The 19,486-nt window shown below is 42.0% G+C and carries 19 protein-coding genes; 14 read left to right on the forward strand and 5 right to left on the reverse strand.

Features of this window, described 5'->3' with window-relative positions; genetic code table 11:
- Positions 1-29: 29 nt before the first annotated feature.
- From ACFSCZ_RS00095 to ACFSCZ_RS00110, 4 genes are all read right to left on the reverse strand, one after another.
- Entirely contained in the window at positions 30-1,973 is a 1,944-nt protein-coding gene (locus ACFSCZ_RS00095) for an FtsX-like permease family protein (protein ID WP_380771349.1), read from the reverse strand.
- Positions 1,963-2,724 (reverse strand): ABC transporter ATP-binding protein, encoded by a 762-nt coding sequence (locus ACFSCZ_RS00100; RefSeq protein ID WP_380771351.1) that lies wholly within the window; start codon positions 2,722-2,724, stop codon positions 1,963-1,965. The genes ACFSCZ_RS00095 and ACFSCZ_RS00100 overlap by 11 nt, the downstream gene beginning before the upstream one ends.
- 92 nt (positions 2,725-2,816) lie before the next feature.
- The gene (locus ACFSCZ_RS00105; protein WP_380771353.1) at positions 2,817-3,818 is read right to left on the reverse strand and encodes a sensor histidine kinase; all 1,002 of its coding nucleotides are present in this window, start codon (positions 3,816-3,818) and stop codon (positions 2,817-2,819) included.
- Entirely contained in the window at positions 3,815-4,504 is a 690-nt protein-coding gene (locus ACFSCZ_RS00110; RefSeq protein WP_380771354.1) for a response regulator transcription factor, read from the reverse strand. The genes ACFSCZ_RS00105 and ACFSCZ_RS00110 overlap by 4 nt, the downstream gene beginning before the upstream one ends.
- Before the next feature lie 122 nt (positions 4,505-4,626).
- Between ACFSCZ_RS00110 and ACFSCZ_RS00115 the strand changes: the two genes are divergently transcribed.
- From ACFSCZ_RS00115 to ACFSCZ_RS00130, 4 genes are all read left to right on the forward strand, one after another.
- A complete protein-coding gene (locus ACFSCZ_RS00115) occupies positions 4,627-4,950 on the forward strand; it encodes a hypothetical protein (RefSeq protein WP_380771356.1) in 324 nt (107 codons plus the stop codon).
- Positions 4,951-4,995: 45 nt separating this feature from the next.
- Complete coding sequence (locus ACFSCZ_RS00120; RefSeq protein ID WP_380771453.1) at positions 4,996-5,943, forward strand: helix-turn-helix transcriptional regulator; 948 nt, start codon at positions 4,996-4,998, stop codon at positions 5,941-5,943.
- A gap of 82 nt (positions 5,944-6,025) precedes the next feature.
- Positions 6,026-6,859: a DUF4352 domain-containing protein gene (locus ACFSCZ_RS00125; protein WP_380771357.1), complete on the forward strand. Its 834-nt coding sequence runs from the start codon at positions 6,026-6,028 to the stop codon at positions 6,857-6,859.
- 19 nt (positions 6,860-6,878) lie between these two features.
- Positions 6,879-7,511 (forward strand): hypothetical protein, encoded by a 633-nt coding sequence (locus tag ACFSCZ_RS00130; RefSeq protein WP_380771359.1) that lies wholly within the window; start codon positions 6,879-6,881, stop codon positions 7,509-7,511.
- A gap of 311 nt (positions 7,512-7,822) precedes the next feature.
- Here the strand turns inward: ACFSCZ_RS00130 and ACFSCZ_RS00135 are convergent, their stop codons facing one another.
- Positions 7,823-8,245 carry a DUF1801 domain-containing protein gene (locus ACFSCZ_RS00135; protein ID WP_380771361.1) on the reverse strand — a complete coding sequence of 141 codons (423 nt, stop codon included), beginning with the start codon at positions 8,243-8,245 and terminating at the stop codon, positions 7,823-7,825.
- Between the two features lie 94 nt (positions 8,246-8,339).
- Here ACFSCZ_RS00135 and ACFSCZ_RS00140 point away from each other — a divergent pair, with 94 nt between their 5' ends.
- The 10 genes from ACFSCZ_RS00140 (at position 8,340) to speB (ending at position 19,484) form a co-directional block, all read left to right on the forward strand.
- Positions 8,340-8,531, forward strand: a complete 192-nt coding sequence (locus tag ACFSCZ_RS00140) for a hypothetical protein (RefSeq protein ID WP_380771362.1) — start codon at positions 8,340-8,342, stop codon at positions 8,529-8,531.
- A 106-nt stretch (positions 8,532-8,637) separates the two neighbouring features.
- Positions 8,638-10,062, forward strand: coding sequence for a S8 family serine peptidase (locus ACFSCZ_RS00145; protein WP_380771364.1), 1,425 nt, complete (start codon positions 8,638-8,640; stop codon positions 10,060-10,062).
- Between the two features lie 166 nt (positions 10,063-10,228).
- Positions 10,229-11,686 (forward strand): polysaccharide deacetylase family protein, encoded by a 1,458-nt coding sequence (locus tag ACFSCZ_RS00150; protein ID WP_380771365.1) that lies wholly within the window; start codon positions 10,229-10,231, stop codon positions 11,684-11,686.
- A gap of 259 nt (positions 11,687-11,945) precedes the next feature.
- A complete protein-coding gene (locus ACFSCZ_RS00155) occupies positions 11,946-12,419 on the forward strand; it encodes a hypothetical protein (RefSeq protein WP_380771367.1) in 474 nt (157 codons plus the stop codon).
- A gap of 11 nt (positions 12,420-12,430) precedes the next feature.
- Positions 12,431-14,128 (forward strand): hypothetical protein, encoded by a 1,698-nt coding sequence (locus ACFSCZ_RS00160; protein WP_380771369.1) that lies wholly within the window; start codon positions 12,431-12,433, stop codon positions 14,126-14,128.
- A 22-nt stretch (positions 14,129-14,150) separates the two neighbouring features.
- Entirely contained in the window at positions 14,151-14,348 is a 198-nt protein-coding gene (locus ACFSCZ_RS00165; protein WP_380771455.1) for a hypothetical protein, read from the forward strand.
- Positions 14,345-14,893: a hypothetical protein gene (locus tag ACFSCZ_RS00170; protein ID WP_380771371.1), complete on the forward strand. Its 549-nt coding sequence runs from the start codon at positions 14,345-14,347 to the stop codon at positions 14,891-14,893. The genes ACFSCZ_RS00165 and ACFSCZ_RS00170 overlap by 4 nt, the downstream gene beginning before the upstream one ends.
- Positions 14,890-16,452 carry an AAA family ATPase gene (locus ACFSCZ_RS00175; protein WP_380771373.1) on the forward strand — a complete coding sequence of 521 codons (1,563 nt, stop codon included), beginning with the start codon at positions 14,890-14,892 and terminating at the stop codon, positions 16,450-16,452. The genes ACFSCZ_RS00170 and ACFSCZ_RS00175 overlap by 4 nt, the downstream gene beginning before the upstream one ends.
- Positions 16,453-16,628: 176 nt before the next feature.
- Positions 16,629-18,506, forward strand: coding sequence for a molecular chaperone HtpG (gene htpG, locus ACFSCZ_RS00180; protein ID WP_380771375.1), 1,878 nt, complete (start codon positions 16,629-16,631; stop codon positions 18,504-18,506).
- A 63-nt stretch (positions 18,507-18,569) separates the two neighbouring features.
- Complete coding sequence (gene speB, locus ACFSCZ_RS00185) at positions 18,570-19,484, forward strand: agmatinase (RefSeq protein WP_380771377.1); 915 nt, start codon at positions 18,570-18,572, stop codon at positions 19,482-19,484.
- The last annotated feature ends 2 nt before the right edge of the window (positions 19,485-19,486 follow it).

The following is a 19,486-nucleotide window of genomic DNA, read 5'->3' on the forward strand; positions in this document are numbered from 1 at the left end:
CGTATTCTGGTATTCTCTCAGACACCTGGTTACAGGGCATCTTTGATCACTTTTTTGTAATACAGGACAGAGAGGATGCCAAAGATGGAATACAGCGCCGTATACAGAAGCATGACAACAAACATGGGGGTCCATAATTCAGTCCCGAACAGAAACCACCCGGATTGAACAGCAAAGTAGCCGTGGAGCAGACCGACACCCAGAGGAATGCCGAAATTGAATAGTTGTTTGGCCCGGATTCCCCGCAGAAGATCACCCTGTGTAAAACCAAGCTTTCTCAAAATGGTGTAGTTTGGCTTTTCGTTTTCACTTTCGTCCATCTGTTTAAAGTAAAGGATGCAGCCGGAAGTGATTAAAAATGTCAGTCCCAAAAAGCCCACGATAAACATTGTAAGACCGTACATTTTTTTCTGTGTACTAATCATTTCATGAAGTGAATGATGGGATTGTCCCTCATGAAAACCAAGCAGTTTAAAAATATCGTTTGCTTTCACAATATCTTTTTTATTTTTAATATCGATTCCAATGTACACCGGTTCCGTTTGAATATCAGGTTTTACATTTTTCTTTAGGCGGTTAAATACGCTATCATCCACGATAGCAACCGGGCTGCCTCCTCCTGTGAAATTCCATGAAATGATATGTTCCTCTCTTAATCCTTTGAAATTTTGTGTAATCGTTTCGCCCGGTGTTTTCAACTTAATTTTTCCATGGTCTTTAAAGGACATAAATCTCTCCAATATATCAGAATATCCGGTAAACATCGTATCCTCAGGTGAGACATCTATCCCATCGACTTCCTTGTCACTGACAACAGCTGTTACCATATGATTAATGTCTAATTGTAATCCTTCCATGTTTGTTTCCAGGACATTTGTCATATCGGCTTCCACTTGCAGAACATGGATTCTTGTTTCGCTGAATGCGATCTGATTTTTATTAAAAGTATCTCCTAGTTCATCCGCATCTTTTATATCTGTCAGTGTGAAATCTGCAGGTACATAATCTCTGGCAAGTTGTTCGGCAGAATAGTATGAAATATAGCTGAGAGACAGCAAGCCGACGGCCAAAGCAGATACGGTCGTAATCACAGTTAATAGCAGCGCGTTGGATTTCATTCGAAACATGATGGAAGAAAGAGACAATACGTCATTGATCTGTAAATATCCGTTTTTCCTCTTGCGTATGAGATGGAAGATAAAGCTGATGGATCCTTTGTAAAAAAGATACGTCCCTATGATCACTGATGCCAAAATAAATAGCATCGCTCCAAATAATTGAGGCATCGTAGTAAAATCACCATCAAACAATTTGGATGAAACATAGTAGCCGGTAATAATCAATGCAATTCCAAGGGTTCCGATGATTATTTCAAACAAGGACAGCCTTTTCACTGTTGCTTCGGTTGATGAGAGTACCCGAAACAGCGATAAGATACTTTGCCTTTTGATAAAAAAGTAATTCATCAGCAGGATCAAAAGATAGATGACTGAGAAGACAATCGTTGTTTGTATCAATGCTTTTGAAGAAAATGACAATGTGGCGGTTTCTTCAACTCCCGTCACCTTATACAAGATCATTGTGATGAACTTAGATACAGAAAAGCCTGCCAGGATTCCAAGGATCAACGAACTGAAATAAAGAATGAAATTCTCAGCACTTAACAGGCGAAAAATTCGGTTCTTTGTCATACCAATCAGTTGAAAGAGCCCGATTTCTTTACTTCTTCTTTTTATAAAAAGCTGATTGGCATATAGGAGAAAGACGGATACGATCGCCACTAGCATGACCGATGCAGCCCGGAGTCCCGCGGCGCCTTTGATTGATCCTTTTGCCGAGTCCATGGCAGGGTCGTATTGCAAGGTAACAAAAGCAAAATAAAGGGCAACGCTGAACATCAAAGCAAACACATAAAGGTAGTAGTTCTTCAAGTTCTTTTTCAGGCTGCGAATTACGATTTGATTAACGTTCATCGTGAACACCGCCCAGGACACCCTGTGTTTTCATAATATCTTTTAAAAACGTCTGTCTGGTTTCCACGCCTTTGTTTAGCTGTGTATACATTTGTCCGTCCTTAATAAAGATGACTCTCTGTGAATAACTGGCGGCCACTGGATCATGGGTGACCATGAGAATCGTAGCACCCAGCTTTTCGTTTAAGCCGCTCAGTTTGTTCAGTAGATCTGAAGCGGATTTGGAATCCAAAGCACCGGTTGGTTCATCTGCAAAAATAATGCTCGGTTCATGGATGAATGCTCTCGCAGCTGATGTCCGCTGCTTCTGTCCTCCGGATATTTCGTTTGGATATTTACTTTCTATATCGGAGATGCCCAGTTCAGATGCCAATTGCCGAAACTTCTGCTCTGCTTCTTTTTTGGGTGTTTTGGAAATCGATAAGGGCAGCAGGATATTTTCTTTCACAGTCAGAGTATCAAGCAAATTATATTCCTGGAATATGAAACCCAGATGATTTTTGCGGAACTGGGCCAATTGTTTTTCTTTCATTCCAACAATGTCTTCCCCGTTAATCTTGATCGTCCCCCGGGTTACTCTGTCGATAGAAGAAAGGACGTTCAGCAAAGTGGTCTTTCCCGACCCGGATGCCCCCATGATACTCACAAATTCTCCTTTTTCAACTTGAATATCAATCCCTTTTAAAACTTCCTGCCTATTAAATTTATTTCCATAGCTTTTATAAATTTTCCGTGCCTCTAAAATACTCATGTTTATTCACCCCTCAATATCCATCATATAAGGTGAGTCTATTTGTTTCCTTCGATTCCCCGAACAAATCACGAAAGCATGTGACAATCATGTCACATGCTTGTAAGATTCACAAATTCATTTTTCTTCGGAAAGATCAGTGTAAATGTAGATCCTTCACCGGGAACAGATGTAACATGGAGCTGGATCATGAGCCATTCCGCTGCTTTTTTTGCCAAATACAGTCCCATTCCGGTTGCAGCCTGGTCAGGACGTACGGCCGATGTGAAGCCTTTGTCAAAAATACGCGGAAGATCCTTCGGGTCTATTCCAATTCCAAAATCATGGACTTCCACAACAGTATGCCCATGTTTCATGTAGCTCTTTACCAGAATCTCCGAATTTCCGCTGTATTTTACAGCATTGGTCAACAGTTGTCTCATAATAAAAGCGAGCCATTTATGGTCGCTAAGTACTTCCTCCACTTGAAGGTCAACCCCAAAGCCAATTCCTTTTTGCATGCACCAGGAACGCAATAGTTTGATCTCATGGGAAATCATTGGCTCAAGTGCTATTTTTTCTGCATGGAGATCATTTTCAATAAATAACATTCTTTTTTGATGGAGCTGTTGATCCAGCAACAGGTGGATTCTTAGCCATTCATAGGTCAGCCGGGATTTGATGTTTTCGTCTTCTATCCGCTCGATCATTAAATGCAGGGCTGTTAAAGGGGTCTTCACCTCATGAATCCAGGAAAGCAAATCGTCCCTTTCCTGTTCTAAAGCAAGCCTGTTTTCACCGGCTAAATGGGTGAGCTTCCGTATTTGTGCGGCAAGGCGCTCTTCCACAATTTTTTCAAATGGAGTTGCAGCTTCCGGAATTTCTGAAGCGTCCAAATCAGCTTCCCATTCATCCAAATGTTGATAAAAGAAAGTTTCTTTATGGTAACGGACTGTTAAAAAGATGAAAAAAATCAGCGCAGATAAAAATACAACATAGACAGCCGAACTGAGCGATATGGCTGGATCCAGGTAAGCAATGAAAAGAAGCAGGAGCTGCAGGCATACAAACAACAGGATCCAGCTAAGCCGTTCTTTCAGAAATCGCTTGATCATGGAAGGGTCACTTCTTTCGCCATGTAGCCTTGCCCTACTTTAGTTTCAATCCATTGTCCCAGGCCTATTTTTTCCAGGCTTTTTCTTAAGCGATTGACATTGACGGTCAAAGTATTGTCACTGACAAACCGTTCATCATCCCATAAGCTGTTGATCAACTCCGTACGGCTGACAATGGTATTTTTCTTTTCAATCAATAATTTTAAAATAAACATCTCGTTCTTTGTTAACTCGACGGTTCCTTTTTCATTGGAGACCGTGTTTTTCGTAAAATCCACAGCTGCACCGTTCCAGTTTTTTATATCAGTTAATTCTGTGCCGTAGTCATATACGCGGCGGAGAATAGCCTGAACCTTTGCTATGAGGACGTCAAAATGAAAAGGCTTCTGAATAAAGCCATCTGCGCCAAGCTGCATGGACATCACCATATCGGTTGGATGGTCCCTTGAAGACAGAAAGAGAATCGGGACGTTGGAATGGGAGCGGATCATCCGGCACCAGTGAAAGCCGTCAAATTTCGGCAGTTGTATATCAATAATGACCAAATCCGGTTGAATAGAAGCAAACTCCTGGATGACACGGCCAAAGTCTGACACGCCGTAAACATCGTAGGACCACTGTGTAAGCCGTTCTTTTATTTCATTAAATAGAGTAGCATCATCTTCAATCAGAAGGATCTTAAACATGGGACCACCGCTCTTTTTTCATATATTCTATTTGTTATTGTATCGGAAAAACTCTGTTCGTGAAAAGGACCGTTTATTTCGTTTCGGATTTTTGACAACTTGTGCTGAAAGCATCAGAATGAATGAAAGATTGGTATATTGGAGGTTTTATTATGGGGCTGCTTGCCGTTCAGCCGTATGTGAAGGTTCTCAGGGAAATTGAAAATATGGACATCACATGCAAGGAAGAAGAGCGGAAAATTCACCTTTATCATGACCGCCTTGTTACAAAATACCATGAATTTTTGGCACAGGATATATCAGATATTTCATTTAAGCAAATGGGGGATGCCGGGGGACTCTTATACATCCATACCAACAGGGGGATATTCTCGTATACTGTACATTCCTCACCCGATTCTTTCATCAAGGCGTTCAGAATGCATATAAAAAAAGATTATTTTTAGCGGGGTGTGTTTATTGGGGTAAAGGGAAGCCAGCGTTTGCTGGCAGTGATGAACTTGATGATGGAGGAAACCGATGAGTCGAATCAGCTGAGCATGAAAGAAATAGCTGAAAAATTGAAGCTGGCGTTATCGGCCGAGTCAGAATTTGATCCACGAGCCATCAAACGGGACTTGGACGCACTGGATAAACAAGGGTTTGAAATTATTACAAATAAAACGAACTACGGCAAAGTTTTATACAGTCATCAGCATCGCCTGTTTGAAACATATCAACTGCGTATGCTGGTGGATGCGGTGTTATCGGCCCGTTTCATCACAGAAAAAGATAAAAAAATATTAATCCGGAAATTGAAGAAATTGACAAGCAAGCATATAGCCAAAACATTGCCGGATCCCTTGATCTTTAATCCTTCTTCAAACATGGACTATCACTTAATTAAGATCAACATTGACCGGGTGCACGAGGCTATTTCAAACAGCAGGGTACTGGAATACCAATATGGAAAATATAATGTGGACAAGGAATTTGCCTACAACAGGGACGGTGCTATATACAGAGTGGAGCCATATGCCCTTATATGGCAGAATGATTATTATTATTTAATCGGAAAATTTCAGCAAACCAACGAATTTCGACATTATCGCCTGGACCGTATCCGGAATATTCGCGTGACAGAAAAGAAGTTTCGGCGAGAGGATCTGGATATTACGAAGTATGTAGATCAGTCTTTTCACATGTTTGCAGGCGAAGAAGCACTGGTGAGGATTCAATTTAAAAAGGAAATGATTAACATCATTATTGACAGATTCGGACTCGATGCCGATATCCGAAAATTAGATGATGAACATATTTTGTTGACCACAAAAGCGAAAATCAGTTCCGGGCTGGTCAGTTGGATCATGCGATGGGGCCACAAAGCAAAAGTTCTTTCGCCCAAATGGCTTGTGGACGAAGTCAAAAAGGAAATTATGCTAATGCAGGAACTCTATTAGTTTTTTTCTCTGAGGGTGTACCATTTTTGGTACACCTTTTTTTGTATGATGAGAGATAACAATAGGAGAAGGGGGATTTATTTTGTTTAAAAAATCGATTTTGCTGATTTTTTCCGTAGTTGTTTTGATATTGGGCGGTTGCGGAGCTTCGGAATCATCAAGTGGAGGTGATTCAAGTAAGAGTGATCCTTCAAAGGAGGATAAAAAATTGCTCTCTGATGAAGAGTTTGAAAAAATGTTCTCTGAACCGAAAAAATATAAAGGGTCCGGCGTTGACTTTTATGCAAGAGTTTTTATAGAGCCTGAGCGTGACAGTGATGGGACTTACTTACAGGCGTTTGCGAATAATCATGATGAACGAAATGTCGTGATTATGTCGGAAGACCCCAGCCTTGAGATAGCATCGGAAGATATTATTCATGTCAAAGGCGTCATTAAGGATACATTTGAGGGAGAAAATGCCTTTGGAGGCCAAGTAACAGCTCCTGCCATTTTGGCTGAAACGGTTGAGGTTTCTGATTATCAAACTGCTTTTGCCCCTGCAAAGGAAACAATAGAATTGAATGAAGAGCAAAACCAGCATGGTTATATACTTGAAGTGCAGAAAGTAGAGCTCGCTGACCAAGAAACACGTGTTTACGTGAAAGTATCCAATGAAATGGACGCAAAAATAAACTTCTACTCATTTGATGCCAAACTGACTGCCGACGGGAAGCAGCTTGAAGAAGAAATGAACTACGATGCCGGCTATCAGGAGGTTCAGTCTGACATTCTTCCGGGAGTGGAATCAGAAGGGATTATTGTTTTTCCGGCCATCCCTGAAGAAATGACTGAGTTTACATTATATTTTGAAGGGTCTTCCGAAAATTGGGAATTAACTTTGGAACCTTTTGTATTTGATGTTGTACTACCATAAATAAAAGGAGAAGGACCTCATGAAAAAGTTTTGGCTGTTTATGATATTGAGTGTATTTGTGACGATTGCGGCTGCCTGTGGCAATGAGGCAAAAGGCGAACAGGAACTACAGAAAAAAGAAACTGCGGAAGAAGAAGTGCAGGCGGAACAGGGTGTTGATGTAGATAAAGGTTTAATGAATGTAGAAATAACCCTTCCAAAAATTTTTTTTGAAGGCGAAGATACAGATACATGGATTGCTCAGGCAAAGGAAAATGGGGTAAAGGAAGTTAAACAGAACGACGACGGTTCTCTCACATATAAGATGTCAAAAAAAGAATACAACGAAATGATGAAAGAAGTGGAAAGCAGTACGCTGGAATCCATTGAAGAGATGAAAAACAGTGAGGATTTTCCTTCTATCCAGGATATTACCCATAACAAAAACTTTTCAGAGTATACTCTCGTAGCTGACCAGGAAGCATACGAAAACAGCTTCGATGGCTTTGCAGCTTTAGGACTGGGTTTGACCGGAATGTACCACCAGGTTTTTTCAGGAACATCTGCGGAGAAGGTGAAAGTCACCATACATCTGGAAAACGCGGACACCGGTGAAAAATTTGATACGATTGTATATCCGGATGATTTAGAGGAAGAAGAAAATGCAGAATAAGAGCAGTATGGCTTGCTCTCCAATAAAAATTTCACAGTCCTGTGGACTGTGAAATTTTTTGTTAAACGTATATTAATCCTGCGGTTTGGGGGGACGCGGCCAACGCCTCCCGGGGGGTTTTTTAGTTTGTACGGCAGGAATTCGTTCAGATATCCCCGAGTACCGGGTACTTTTGTTTTCTGTAGAAATACAGGATCCAGTTTTGCCTCTGTTCATAAATGGATATAAGAAAGGTGTTGTGCTTACTACTATCAATAGTAAACCCGCTGTTCATTCGTTCAGCCTGCTCCCTTACGAAAGATCCCAATATATCACTCTTCCGGATACCTCTCTTTCAATGACTGAATAGAGCTGTTAATAAGTTTTTTCAGTACAGCCACATCAATGTCTGCGAGCTTGTTAATATAAACGCAAGATTTACCGCTTGTATGTTTTCCAAAGCTCTCCAGTAATTTTTCCTTCGCGGGGTCACATGCGGACAGATACAAGCTGATTTTGGCTTTGCGCGGTGAAAACCCGACGAGCGGGGCATCCCCTTCATGGCCCGATGCATATTTGTAGTGATAAGAACCAAACCCGATAATACTGTCTCCCCACATTTTTGCTTCGCAGCCGCTTGCCTCTGTAAAAATATCCAGCAGCTGATAGGCATCTTCCCGCTTTTTTGGACTTTCTACCTGTTCTATAAATTGTATGACACTGTTGTCATTTGGCTTCGTTTTTAATTCGTACATAGCGCCGGCCTCCATTTTTTTCATCTTTGCTCTTTCTATTTAGTCTATAATAAGAGAAGTAAGAATTCTATACTAATACTAAAGGAGGGGCCATGTGGATGCGGAGATGCAATCGGTTTTAAAAAATCAGCAACTGGTGATAAGGATGTCAACCCTTGCAGGAAAAACGGTGAAATGGGTATGGGAACCATTGCTTGAGAATGTAAGACATCCCGCACCTCATCGCTTGTCAAGGGTTGCCGGAGTGTCTAAAAAAAATCCAATGAAGGATTTTTCGGAAGTATGAGAAGCGTGACCAAGGATGCCGAGTTAAGGGGCCTGAAATTTGATTGAACTGGATGAAAGCACCAAATATAAGAAGAAGTGGTTGAAATCGGGATAAGGGGGATCTCATGAAAAAGTTCATTGCGTTTTTAGTTATGTGTATATTTTGCGGCTATTTTTTTCCGGCGGACGCCCGTGCCGAAAGTCCTTTAAACAAGCAGCGTTATTCCATTTTATTTGAGGATCATGCTGTTCCCCGCTCTTTTGAGGAACAGGTCAAACGTGCAGGTGGAGAGGTGATATACACCGTTTCGGAAATTGGATTTGCTCAAGTGGAGGCACCAAGTGAAGTGTTTGGTAAATTAAAAGGGCTTCCCGGTATAAGTGCGGCCAATCCAGCGATAGCCTGGAGCCTTCCGGAGACTCTACAAATCAAAGGCAACAGCGGATACCCGGAAAACGCCCCGCTTTGGGATTTGCAATGGGATATTCAGCGCATCACGAAAAACGGTGAAAGCTACCAGCTGGGTACAGGCTCTCATGATGTTGTAGTCGGCATCATCGACTCGGGAATCGACCGGGACCATCCGGATTTGGCAAAAAACCTTCTCCCCGGTTCGAAAAACTTTGTCCCTGCGGGGGGATATGCCGGAACGGAACCTCAGGAAAAAGGAGATCCGGAAGCGTTTGATGACTTGACCGGACATGGTAGCCATGTGGCAGGAGCCATCGCAGCCAATGGAGACATGCTTGGTGTAGCCCCGGATGTCGGCATTCGTTCTTATCGTGTATTTGGCCAAAGCGGCGCAGAATCAGCCTGGATTTTTGATGCCGTAGTAACGGCGGCAAACGATGGTGTTGATGTCATCTCCATGAGTCTGTCCGGTTATAACATCAAAGGGCAGATCTTTTATACCAACCCGGAGACAGGGAAAAAAGAAAAGCTTGGAAGTCATATTGCAGATTACAAGGCCTATCAGCGTGCTGTTAAATATGCGGTCAAGAAAGGTGCTCTTGTTGTAGCCGCAGCCGGAAACGAAGGGCTAAACGCCACGAACAAAAAAGAAGTCCTGGAATATGTAAATTCACAACTCAGCCCATATGGGCTTCATGCAGTTGGAGCAGGGTTTCAAGTTCCAGGAACGATTCCGGGCGTTGTTGTTGTTGCCGCTACTGGTCCAAAGGATGTGCTCGCCAGCTATTCCAATTACGGCCCCGGATTTGTGGACATTGCAGCTGTAGGGGGCGATGGAAGGCTGTATTTGCAATACATGCTGGAAGGCCGCCTGGAAGATTACATGGAAAAGCGTTTATATGAGAAGGAATACAACTTAAGTACCAGCCATAACGGCGATCATTATTGGCATGTCGGGACCTCAATGGCTACTCCCAAAGTGGCAGCTGCAGCTGCACTTCTAATTGATCAGTACGGCAAGATGACACCATCTGAATTGGAAAAGTTATTATATCAAAAGGCTGTTGATCCGGTAAAAGGCCTGGAGAAAAAGTCTTTTGGAAACGGACATTTAAACGTTTATCAGGCATTGCAATAGAAAGTTTGCCGGAAGAAACCACTTTTTTTGGTGTGGTTTCTTTTTTTTGCTAAATTTATAGGAAATAAATCCTGTAATCCAATTGTCATATTTCCTCTATAAATGTAAAATTAAGAGACTGATAGTAAATTTTTACTGTATTGCCGAAAAATATAAAAGAGGAAGTATGAGAGAAGTGGTCAAATGGAAAACGCCGGCTGGGTGGATCATCTTTATCATAGGGTTTTTCCTAGTGATAGGAGGGATTGGCCAGTTTGTAAGTGCCTCGATCAAAACAAAAGGCCAGGAAGACAGTCAAATAAATGAACAAGATGTAACTATCGTTCCTATTGATTCTCATATCAGTAAGAGAATCACAACCAAGCAAGGGGAACAATATACATATGTTATTGAGAGCCCTGAGTTAGCCGGCGAAGAAACTAACCGGTCCATCAATCTATGGATAACAGAGCAGATCGAAACATTTCTAACAGATGTCAGGGAAACTCCATCGGAAATAGCGGGACATTCCGAACTTCATTTGAAGATGGAAGTTCTTCCAAATACAGAAACGTATTACACTTTGGTATTTAAAATCTACACCGACTTTGGTGGGGAAACTGGCCGTCACTTCGTGAAAGCTTTTAATATAGACATAGAGAAAGACCAGTTTTTGACTATCGGAGAAATGTTTGATCTGGCAGGAAAGGGTGAACATTTTGAAACAGCTGTTTTGGATGAGCTCCATCAGAATCAAGAGATTCAGGAAGCTGTAAATGTTGAAGCCTTAAAGCAATGGATTCTGGAGCCGGAAAGCTGGGAATGGTCTTTAGACCTGGAAGAATTTACGTTATACATAGACGAAGCAGACCTTTTTTCCGGATTTGCGCAAGTAATAGAGGTACGTGTTCCTATTGAAAAACTCTATTTTATTCTCCACGAAGAGATGGAATCTTTTTTGGATATGCCCTATGAGCAAAAGCAGGAAATGGCAAACATCATTCAACTGGAACAAATGAAACGGAACCCGGAGGGGAAGTATGTGGCCCTTACTTTTGATGACGGGCCAAAACCTGAAGTCACTCCCGGAATATTGGAAACGTTAAAGAAGCATCAAGCGAAAGCTACCTTTTTTATGCTTGGAAAGCAAGTAAACAACCATCCGGAGCTTGCCAGAAAAGTAGTCGAAGAGGGGCATGAAATTGGGAATCACTCCAAAAGTCACCCGAATTTAGCTAAATTAGGTCCAAGCCAAATTAAGGCGGAAATGGAGTACACGAAAAAAAAGATAGAAGAGGCTACAGGTGTAACGCCATATTTGATCCGGCCACCATATGGAGCCTACAATGATTATCTTATTCAATATGCCAAAGATCATGGCAGTCCGGTCATTTTATGGTCTGTAGATTCCTTAGATTGGAAGATTCGCAATGCCTGGTCTGTGAAGTATAAAATCGAAAACGGAATATCTCCTGGAGGGATCGTTCTTATGCATGATATCCATTCGACGACCGCCGACGCGCTTCCGCATCTGTTATCTCAACTGGCAAAAGAAGGATATCAATTTGTTACAGTTTCTCAATTACTCCAGTGGCAAGAGCAGACGGGGACAGGACCTCATTTTGGCATAGTAAAAAGCAGGTAATCTTGACAGGGCAGCATATGCTGCTCTTTTTTGTTTTAAAATAGTAAATAGTTGGAAGTTTGTAGATTTGGAGTGTAAATGTTTCGTAAACATTGCCGATTCCACAACTTTTGAACTAGGTTAACTTTCTGGTTTATGGTATATTTATCCCATACAGTCTAACTTTCCCACTCCCGGCAAAGGTCCAAGCTTATTTTTTTATGGATCGGTGATGCAATCATTACATTTTTAAGCTGTGAAGAGGCAAGGAGGTGAGAACATGAGACGGCCATTGATTAATGTAAAACAAGATATAAAGTTAGATACTAAAATAACAACTGCGAGCAGAACAAAGGTGGAATCCGGAGTGATGCTTGATAAAAGACTAAGACAAAAACGTTCAAAGGCTTATATTGAGGCTGTAACTCAATTGGATGCAGGCGGCATTACGACAACCCAATCCAAAAAGGAAGAATTACTTAACGCGATAAAAAATGAATTTCCAGATCTGGAACCGTACCAATATCCTCTGGGGATTATTGCCAAATGTTATTTGGGCCATCCGTTTGAAGTTCATACATTGGATATTTCATTAGATATCATCAGGCATTATAAACAAGGAGAAAGTCTTCCAAACCAAATGGATCGGGGAAGAAGCCTTGCGCTCCACCCAAGCTATGAATTTATAGAAATCTTTTCTGACACATTACGTGCAGTAGGCAAAAGTGGGAATGTTTCAGTTATAAAGGGGTGAAAAATGAAAAAATGTCAGAAAGAATTATACATACTGCCGATTTAAGACAAATAGAAAATGCCTTGCATTCTTTGGGAAATGATGTAGCTTATGTTTCTGATCAAGTCGGCTACGTGGAAGCAGAGGTACAGAAGACAAAGGATCATTTGGACCAGTTAATCCATGAGTTTCAAGAGTTCATTCGAAAAGACCAGTTGGAAAAGAACATCCACTTGGCAGAAACCCGCTTAGTCAAAGTCCGACAGGAAATTGAAACAAATTTTGGACATTATGGTGAGGTGCGGCGGCGTGCTGCAGGCATCCTTCAGGCAGTGGACGTAAGCATAGTAAAAAAACAAACGATTGAAAACTCCACAGAAGAACAAATGCTTGCGGCACCCCGCTATTGGCTGGCGCCAGCCCTTATTGCTCTTGCATCTTGGCTGAATAATAATAAAGAGCTGGCTGACAAAGCATTATTGGAGGCGCTGCGCAGAGATGACGAAAAAACATCGCTGTTTTTTGCCTTGGTTACCCGCAGGGGAGCAAGGTACAAGGCAAGCAGAGAATGGCTGGACCGGTACTTCGGGTTACAGGACCCCCATTCCTTGGAACGAGAGATCGTTATATTAATAGACGGATTTACCAATGGAATTTTTGGACCCGAAGCACGGGCAAAAACCGGAAAGGAAATAGAATCCTGGATTGAGGAACTCTCTTCAAAACCTGGTTTTATTGAAGATCAGCACGAACAGTGGAAAGTAGCGCTGGAGTCAAAACTCCCCCACATGGATGAAGATGCCTATCCTTATTTAAGGCAATACAGCCCTACATGGCCTCAATTGGAAACAAGTCTTCGGGGCGCAAAATTACATAAGATTATTCATGAGTATTTTCATGATATATTTGATAAGGACATTACTCCTGCCAAAAGCATTGCTTACGCAGTCGATGCACTGCTGGATACGCTGGTTTCCAAGTTTGATGATGAGGAACTGCCGCTGCGCCAGGATGAACGCCTATTATCACTGATTATTGAAGAAAATGGAGACAAACAGGCAGCGCAGCAGTTATTCGATAATGAAAAAACCTTGAAAGAGCGCGTATCGTTTACTCAATTGTTAACTAATTTTGCTATGCATCCAGATACTTCAAATGCATCTTTGGCTACCCAGAAGTTCTCTATTGCTGTTTCCAAAGACTGGATCAGAAGTGCACATGGTGATATCACTGCAGAGAATCGAAGCCAAGTACCTATTGACATCGAGTTATCGATAGACAGTTGGCGAGGGATATCCAGAGATGGGTCCAATGAGGAGCAACTGGCTGCTTCTCTTGAACAGGAGATCATTACTCGTAAAAACAATGCAATGAATCAGGTTAAGCTAGATATCAAGCATTGGGCAGCTCTTGCAGGCGGAGTTCTTTTTACATTTATGGGAATTGGAACACCATTCCTGTTTGTTTTTGCATTGTTCTGTTTCATCTATTTTTATAAGGGGCAAAAAGGACTTCAAACTCGCAAAGATCAGATTCATGCAGAATTTGAGAAGCTGCTGACTCACTGTACAGAGGTTCTGCGTGCATCGTTAGCGGAAATTGTCGATTGGAGAAAAGAATATGCCGATGAGGACGCCTATTCCGAAAATGTAACTGAATTTTTAGATGAATTTTCTTCAGAACAATACACTTTTTCCAGCTATGATTCGGCACGGGCTGTAGTTCAATAAGGAGGAGAGTAACTTGTCTGCAATGAATGGTCAACAGAATGGCCTATTAAATCGAAATAAGGATAAAGAAAAAGATAGTGCGAGTCAATCCCGGTTTCAGGAAGCTTTCCGGGAATTGGAGAAAGAAACAACCAATGATGCCCTTGCAACTCAATTTCCCGACTGGGATTTAAAACCTCCTGGTAATCTTGTAAAAAGAAGGCGTACCAGCCTGCTATGAAGATCCCGAAACATTACTCAGAGTGGGTCGATTGTTTGGATGTTGTAAAAGAAGGCACAAATGACCAGGCAGTTATTGAGTGCATGGAAAAAGGGTCTATTGAGTGGAGCAGAGGCGTTGCAGAAAGAATTACCCAGCGTTTATATGAAACATTTGAACATCGAATCAAAAGAACATCAGATCTCCTGCAAAAAGATTTGAATCGTTGTAATGGCAATGAAACCGAGATGGTGAAGGCCCTTTTGTCGGCACGCAAAAGGCTTGCTTTGCTGAAGAGGCTTGCGCAGCTGGAGGCATTTCCGGAAAATGTAAGGGAATCACTTGCTGCATCGTTGGAAGAATATGCAAAGAATACCCAGGAGTCACTGGAAAAAAGTGCGCTAAGCGATAGAACCGGCCGCTTGCGAATGCTCATTAAAAACAATGCTGTTACAAAATATGATGAGGGAGGAAGCCCATTGGAAGCTTCGGCAGAAAGCCAGACAGCTGGAATAGAGAAAGGCTCTGCAATCAGTTTTAGAAGGAGAAGGAATATTTTGTTATGAATGATTTAAAAACATGTTTAGATACGTTTGAAAGATATTTAAAAGCTCGTATTCCTTTCATTTCCATCAGAACATCTGAAAGATCCCGAGCATTGGAAATAGCGGCACAAATTGCTCATAAACTGACAATCCCTGTGTTCTTCCATACGATCTCCCAAGGAACAAGGGATATTGTAACGAATCGCCTTGTGAATGACGATCGGTCGGTAATGGGGGGCTTGGACTACGCAAGTGAAAAAATCAGCCAGCAGCAAAACTTAACGTTTATTTTTACAGAAGTACAAGATATCGAGGATGATACCCCAACCGCCCGCCAGTTTCAGGATCTTGCCATGCTGGCAACGGAAACGGGTGGAAGCATCGTTGTTATTACAAATAAGCCTGTTTGGGGACCTCTTCAAAGGCACGGCATGTCGATCACGCTTGCCCCTCCAAACGAAGATGAAATGCTAAAAATTATTCAAGACCAGATTTCTCCATACCGAAGTGAGATTTCTATTGAGTGGGGAGAAGAGGAGGAGAAAAAAGCTGCAGCCATATTAGCGGGAATCAGCCAAATTGAAGCAGAAAACGTAATTGCTACGCTGCTCGCAAATGGTTCCATTTCCAATGATGATTTAAAGGAACTCATGCATGCAAAAGATAGAATATTTGCCGATATTTCCGGCATTGAAAGAGTAGTAGTTCGTGAAGACTACCAGATCGGAGGCCTGGAAGGGCTCAAAAAGTGGCTTGGAGCAAATGAAAAGCTTTTGACGGCAGATCTAAGGGAGCGGGGCATCCGGCCTCCCAGAGGCATTTTGCTGGTAGGAGTTCCGGGTTGCGGTAAGTCCCTATCCGCTAAAGCCATTTCTTCTCTTTGGAACTTGCCTTTATACCGATTAGATTTGTCAACCATTCACGGGCAATATTTGGGTCAAAGTGAAGGGCGCTTAAAGGAGGCACTTTCAACAGCTGACCATGTAGCTCCTTGTGTATTATGGATTGATGAAATTGAGAAAGGACTTGCAGGAGCAATTGGTGGAGGAGATGGCGGAACTTCCACAAGGCTCGTCGGCCAATTTTTGTACTGGCTTCAAGAGAGTCCTGCACGTGTGTTTGTAGTGGCTACAGCAAATGATGTATCCAAGCTTCCTCCGGAATTACTGAGGCGGGGACGTTTTGATGAGCTGTTTTTTGTTGATCTTCCTTCCGCACAGGAAAGAGCCGAAATTATAAATATTTATGTTCAAAAGGGATTAAATTATGATATTAATCCAAGCTTGCTGGAGAAATTGGTGCAATTATCCGAAGGGTTTGCCGGGGCTGATATTGAAGCAGCGGTCCGTGATGTCGTAAAGCAAGCCGTTGTGAAAGGCGACGATTCCATTACAGACCAGACATTTATCAGATTTTTTGAAAATGTGGTCCCTCTTTCTCAAACAAGTCCTGAGCAAATAGATCAAATTCGCAAATGGGGTATGGAACGGGCAGTACCCGCAGGGAAACCGTTTGAGGAATCCTCTTCCGATCAAGAACAATATTTAAGGAAAAAAGGGCCGAGGACTGTTTTAGTATAATGAAGCAGATGAACTTGTGGAGAGTCAGCCTCTCTGCAAGTTTTTTAATATATGGCTGCAGTCGTTTCTGGCTTTTGCGAATCATTGACATAAACGGATCTGTATGTTATTTATTTGAATGATTAGCGCTCGAACAGGCAGAGTGCCAAATGATGCTGAGGAAAGGGGACTTTCAAATGGCAAAGCAACCATTTCAAGCAGAATCCAAAAGATTGCTTGATCTAATGATCAATTCTATCTATTCCAATCGCGAAATCTTTTTAAGAGAGCTGATTTCCAATGCAAGCGATGCGATCGACAAGATGTATTACAAAGCTCTTACGGATGAATCACTGACATTCAACCGTGAGGATTACTATATTAGGATCGAAGCGGACAAAGAGAACCGCCTATTAAAAGTTATTGACACGGGGATTGGCATGACAGAGGAAGAGCTCAAAAGTAACCTTGGCGTCATTGCAAAAAGTGGTTCTTTAGTATTTAAAACTAAAAATGAAATGAAGGATGGACATGATATTATCGGCCAATTTGGTGTGGGCTTCTATTCTGCCTTCATGGTGGCGGATAAGGTCACAGTGTTAACAAAGGCGTTCGGAAGCAGCCAGGCCTATAAATGGGAATCCAGCGGTGCGGACGGATTCACCATTGAGCCGTTTGAAAAAGAAACAGTCGGAACCGAAATTATATTGAAAATTAAAGAAAACGCCGAAGAGGAAAGCTATGATGAGTATCTGGAAGAGTATCGTTTGCATTCTATCATAAAGAAGCATTCCGATTTCATTCGCTATCCGATCAAAATGGAAGTCACTGAAAGAAGGTTGAAAGAAGGAAGCGACGATGAATTTGAAGAGTATAAAGAAGAGCAGATCATTAATAGTATGGTTCCCATTTGGAGGAAAAACAAAAATGAATTGACTGATGAAGATTACGTAAAATTTTATCAGGAGAAGCATTACGGCTTTGACAAGCCCCTCAAACATATCCATATCAAGGTCGATGGAACCGTCAGATATCATTCAATTTTGTTTATCCCTGAAAACATCCCATTCGACTATTATTCCAAGGAATATGAAAAAGGCTTGGAATTGTATTCCAATGGAGTATTGATCATGGAAAAATGTGCAGACCTGCTGCCAGATTATTTCAGCTTTGTCAAAGGGATGGTGGATTCTGAAGATCTCTCCCTGAATATATCCAGGGAAATGCTTCAGCAGGACCGGCAGCTAAAGTTCATCGCCAAAAATATTCAAAATAAGATTAAGCGGGAACTGGAAACCTTTTTAAAGAATGACAGAGAGAAATACGAATTGTTTTACAAGACTTTTGGCCGTCAGCTGAAATTTGGTGTGTATGATCATTTTGGCCAGGATAAAGAAGTTTTACAGGACTTGCTCTTATTCTACTCTTCAAAAGAAGAGAAACTGGTTACCCTGGATGAATATGTATCCAGAATGCCGGAGGACCAAAAATATATTTATTATGCAACCGGTGAGTCAAATGACCGAATCGCCCGTATGCCTCAGACAGAACTTGTAGCCGATAAAGGGTATGAGATTTTATATTTCACAGAAGATGTGGATGAATTTGCAATTAAAATGCTGAGGGTCTATAAGGAAAAAGAATTTAAGTCAGTGGCAAGCGGCGACCTGGGAATAGACGAGGACAGCAAAAAGAAGACCGAAGAAGAGGAGAAGGAAAACAAGGAACTGCTGAGCTATATGAAAGAAACTCTTTCGGGAAAAGTAAAGGATGTCAAAATTTCCACTCGCCTCAAAAACTATCCGGTTTGTTTGACTGCAGATGGAGAAGTTTCTATTGAGATGGAAAAAATCCTCAGTGCCATGCCAAATAATCAGGAAGTGAAAGCAGATAAAATTCTTGAAGTTAATCCTGACCACGAAGTCTTTCAATCATTAAAGGATGCTTTTGAACAGGATAAAGAAAAAGCCGGCCTATACACAAATCTTTTGTATCATCAGGCCCTGCTGATTGAAGGATTGCCGATTGAAGATCCAATCGAATTTACGAATGATATATGCAAAGTGATGGTATAGCCAAGGAAGGCTGTCCCAGTATAGGCGGGACAGCTCTTTTTTTATATTAAAGGAGGAGAAATCATGTCAAATCCATTTGAGCATTTTACCCCGGACTTTTGCGCAACAGGCACTTTTATGAGACTGCCTTCCGAAAGAGAAAATGCAAAATTAGCTGTTTTGGGGATGCCTTTTGATACTGCGGCTTCCTACCGGGCGGGGGCCAGATTCGGCCCTCAATCCATCAGACAGGCATCCGTTACTTTGTCACCTCATAACCATGTCCTGAATATATCTCCTTTTGAAGAAACACAGGCAATCGATATAGGGGATTTACATGTGATCACTCAAAACATTCATAAAAGTTATGAGATCATGGAGAAAGCCATGCTGGATCTCATGAAGAACAATATCATCCCGATAGGGTTGGGAGGAGACCACTCGATTACATTGGCAAGTTTACGGGCAGCCGCAAAAGTGTATGGCCCTGTGGCACTGCTGCAGTTTGATTCTCATACAGATACATGGGATACATATATGGAAGAAAAGTATTGGCACGGCTCTCCCTTCATCCGTGCACATGAAGAAGGGCTGCTGCAACCGGATAAGGTATTTCAAATTGGCATGCGTGGATGGGATATTGATTCAAGTCTGGAGCTGGGCTATCAGGTGATTACGCAAGAGGAGCTATTTGAGCGGGGGATTCAGGATGTCGTTAAACAGGTGAAAAGAGTGGTGGGACAAACTCCTTGTTTCTTGACATTTGATATTGATTTTGTGGATCCCGCATTTGCTCCTGGAACGGGAACCCCTGAAATCGGTGGATTCAGCAGCTATGAAACTATTAAGCTGGTCCGGTCGTTAACCGGCATGAATTTTATCGGGTTTGATCTGGTTGAAGTGTTACCAACTTATGATCCAACCGAGATTACAGCTCTTTTGGCCGCAACGATTGTACATCAGTTTGGGAGCTTGGCAGCGTTGCAGCTCAAGCGCTAGGA

This window comes from Siminovitchia sediminis, assembly GCF_042680885.1.
GTDB classification, from domain to species: Bacteria; Bacillota; Bacilli; order Bacillales; family Bacillaceae_C; genus Siminovitchia; species Siminovitchia sediminis.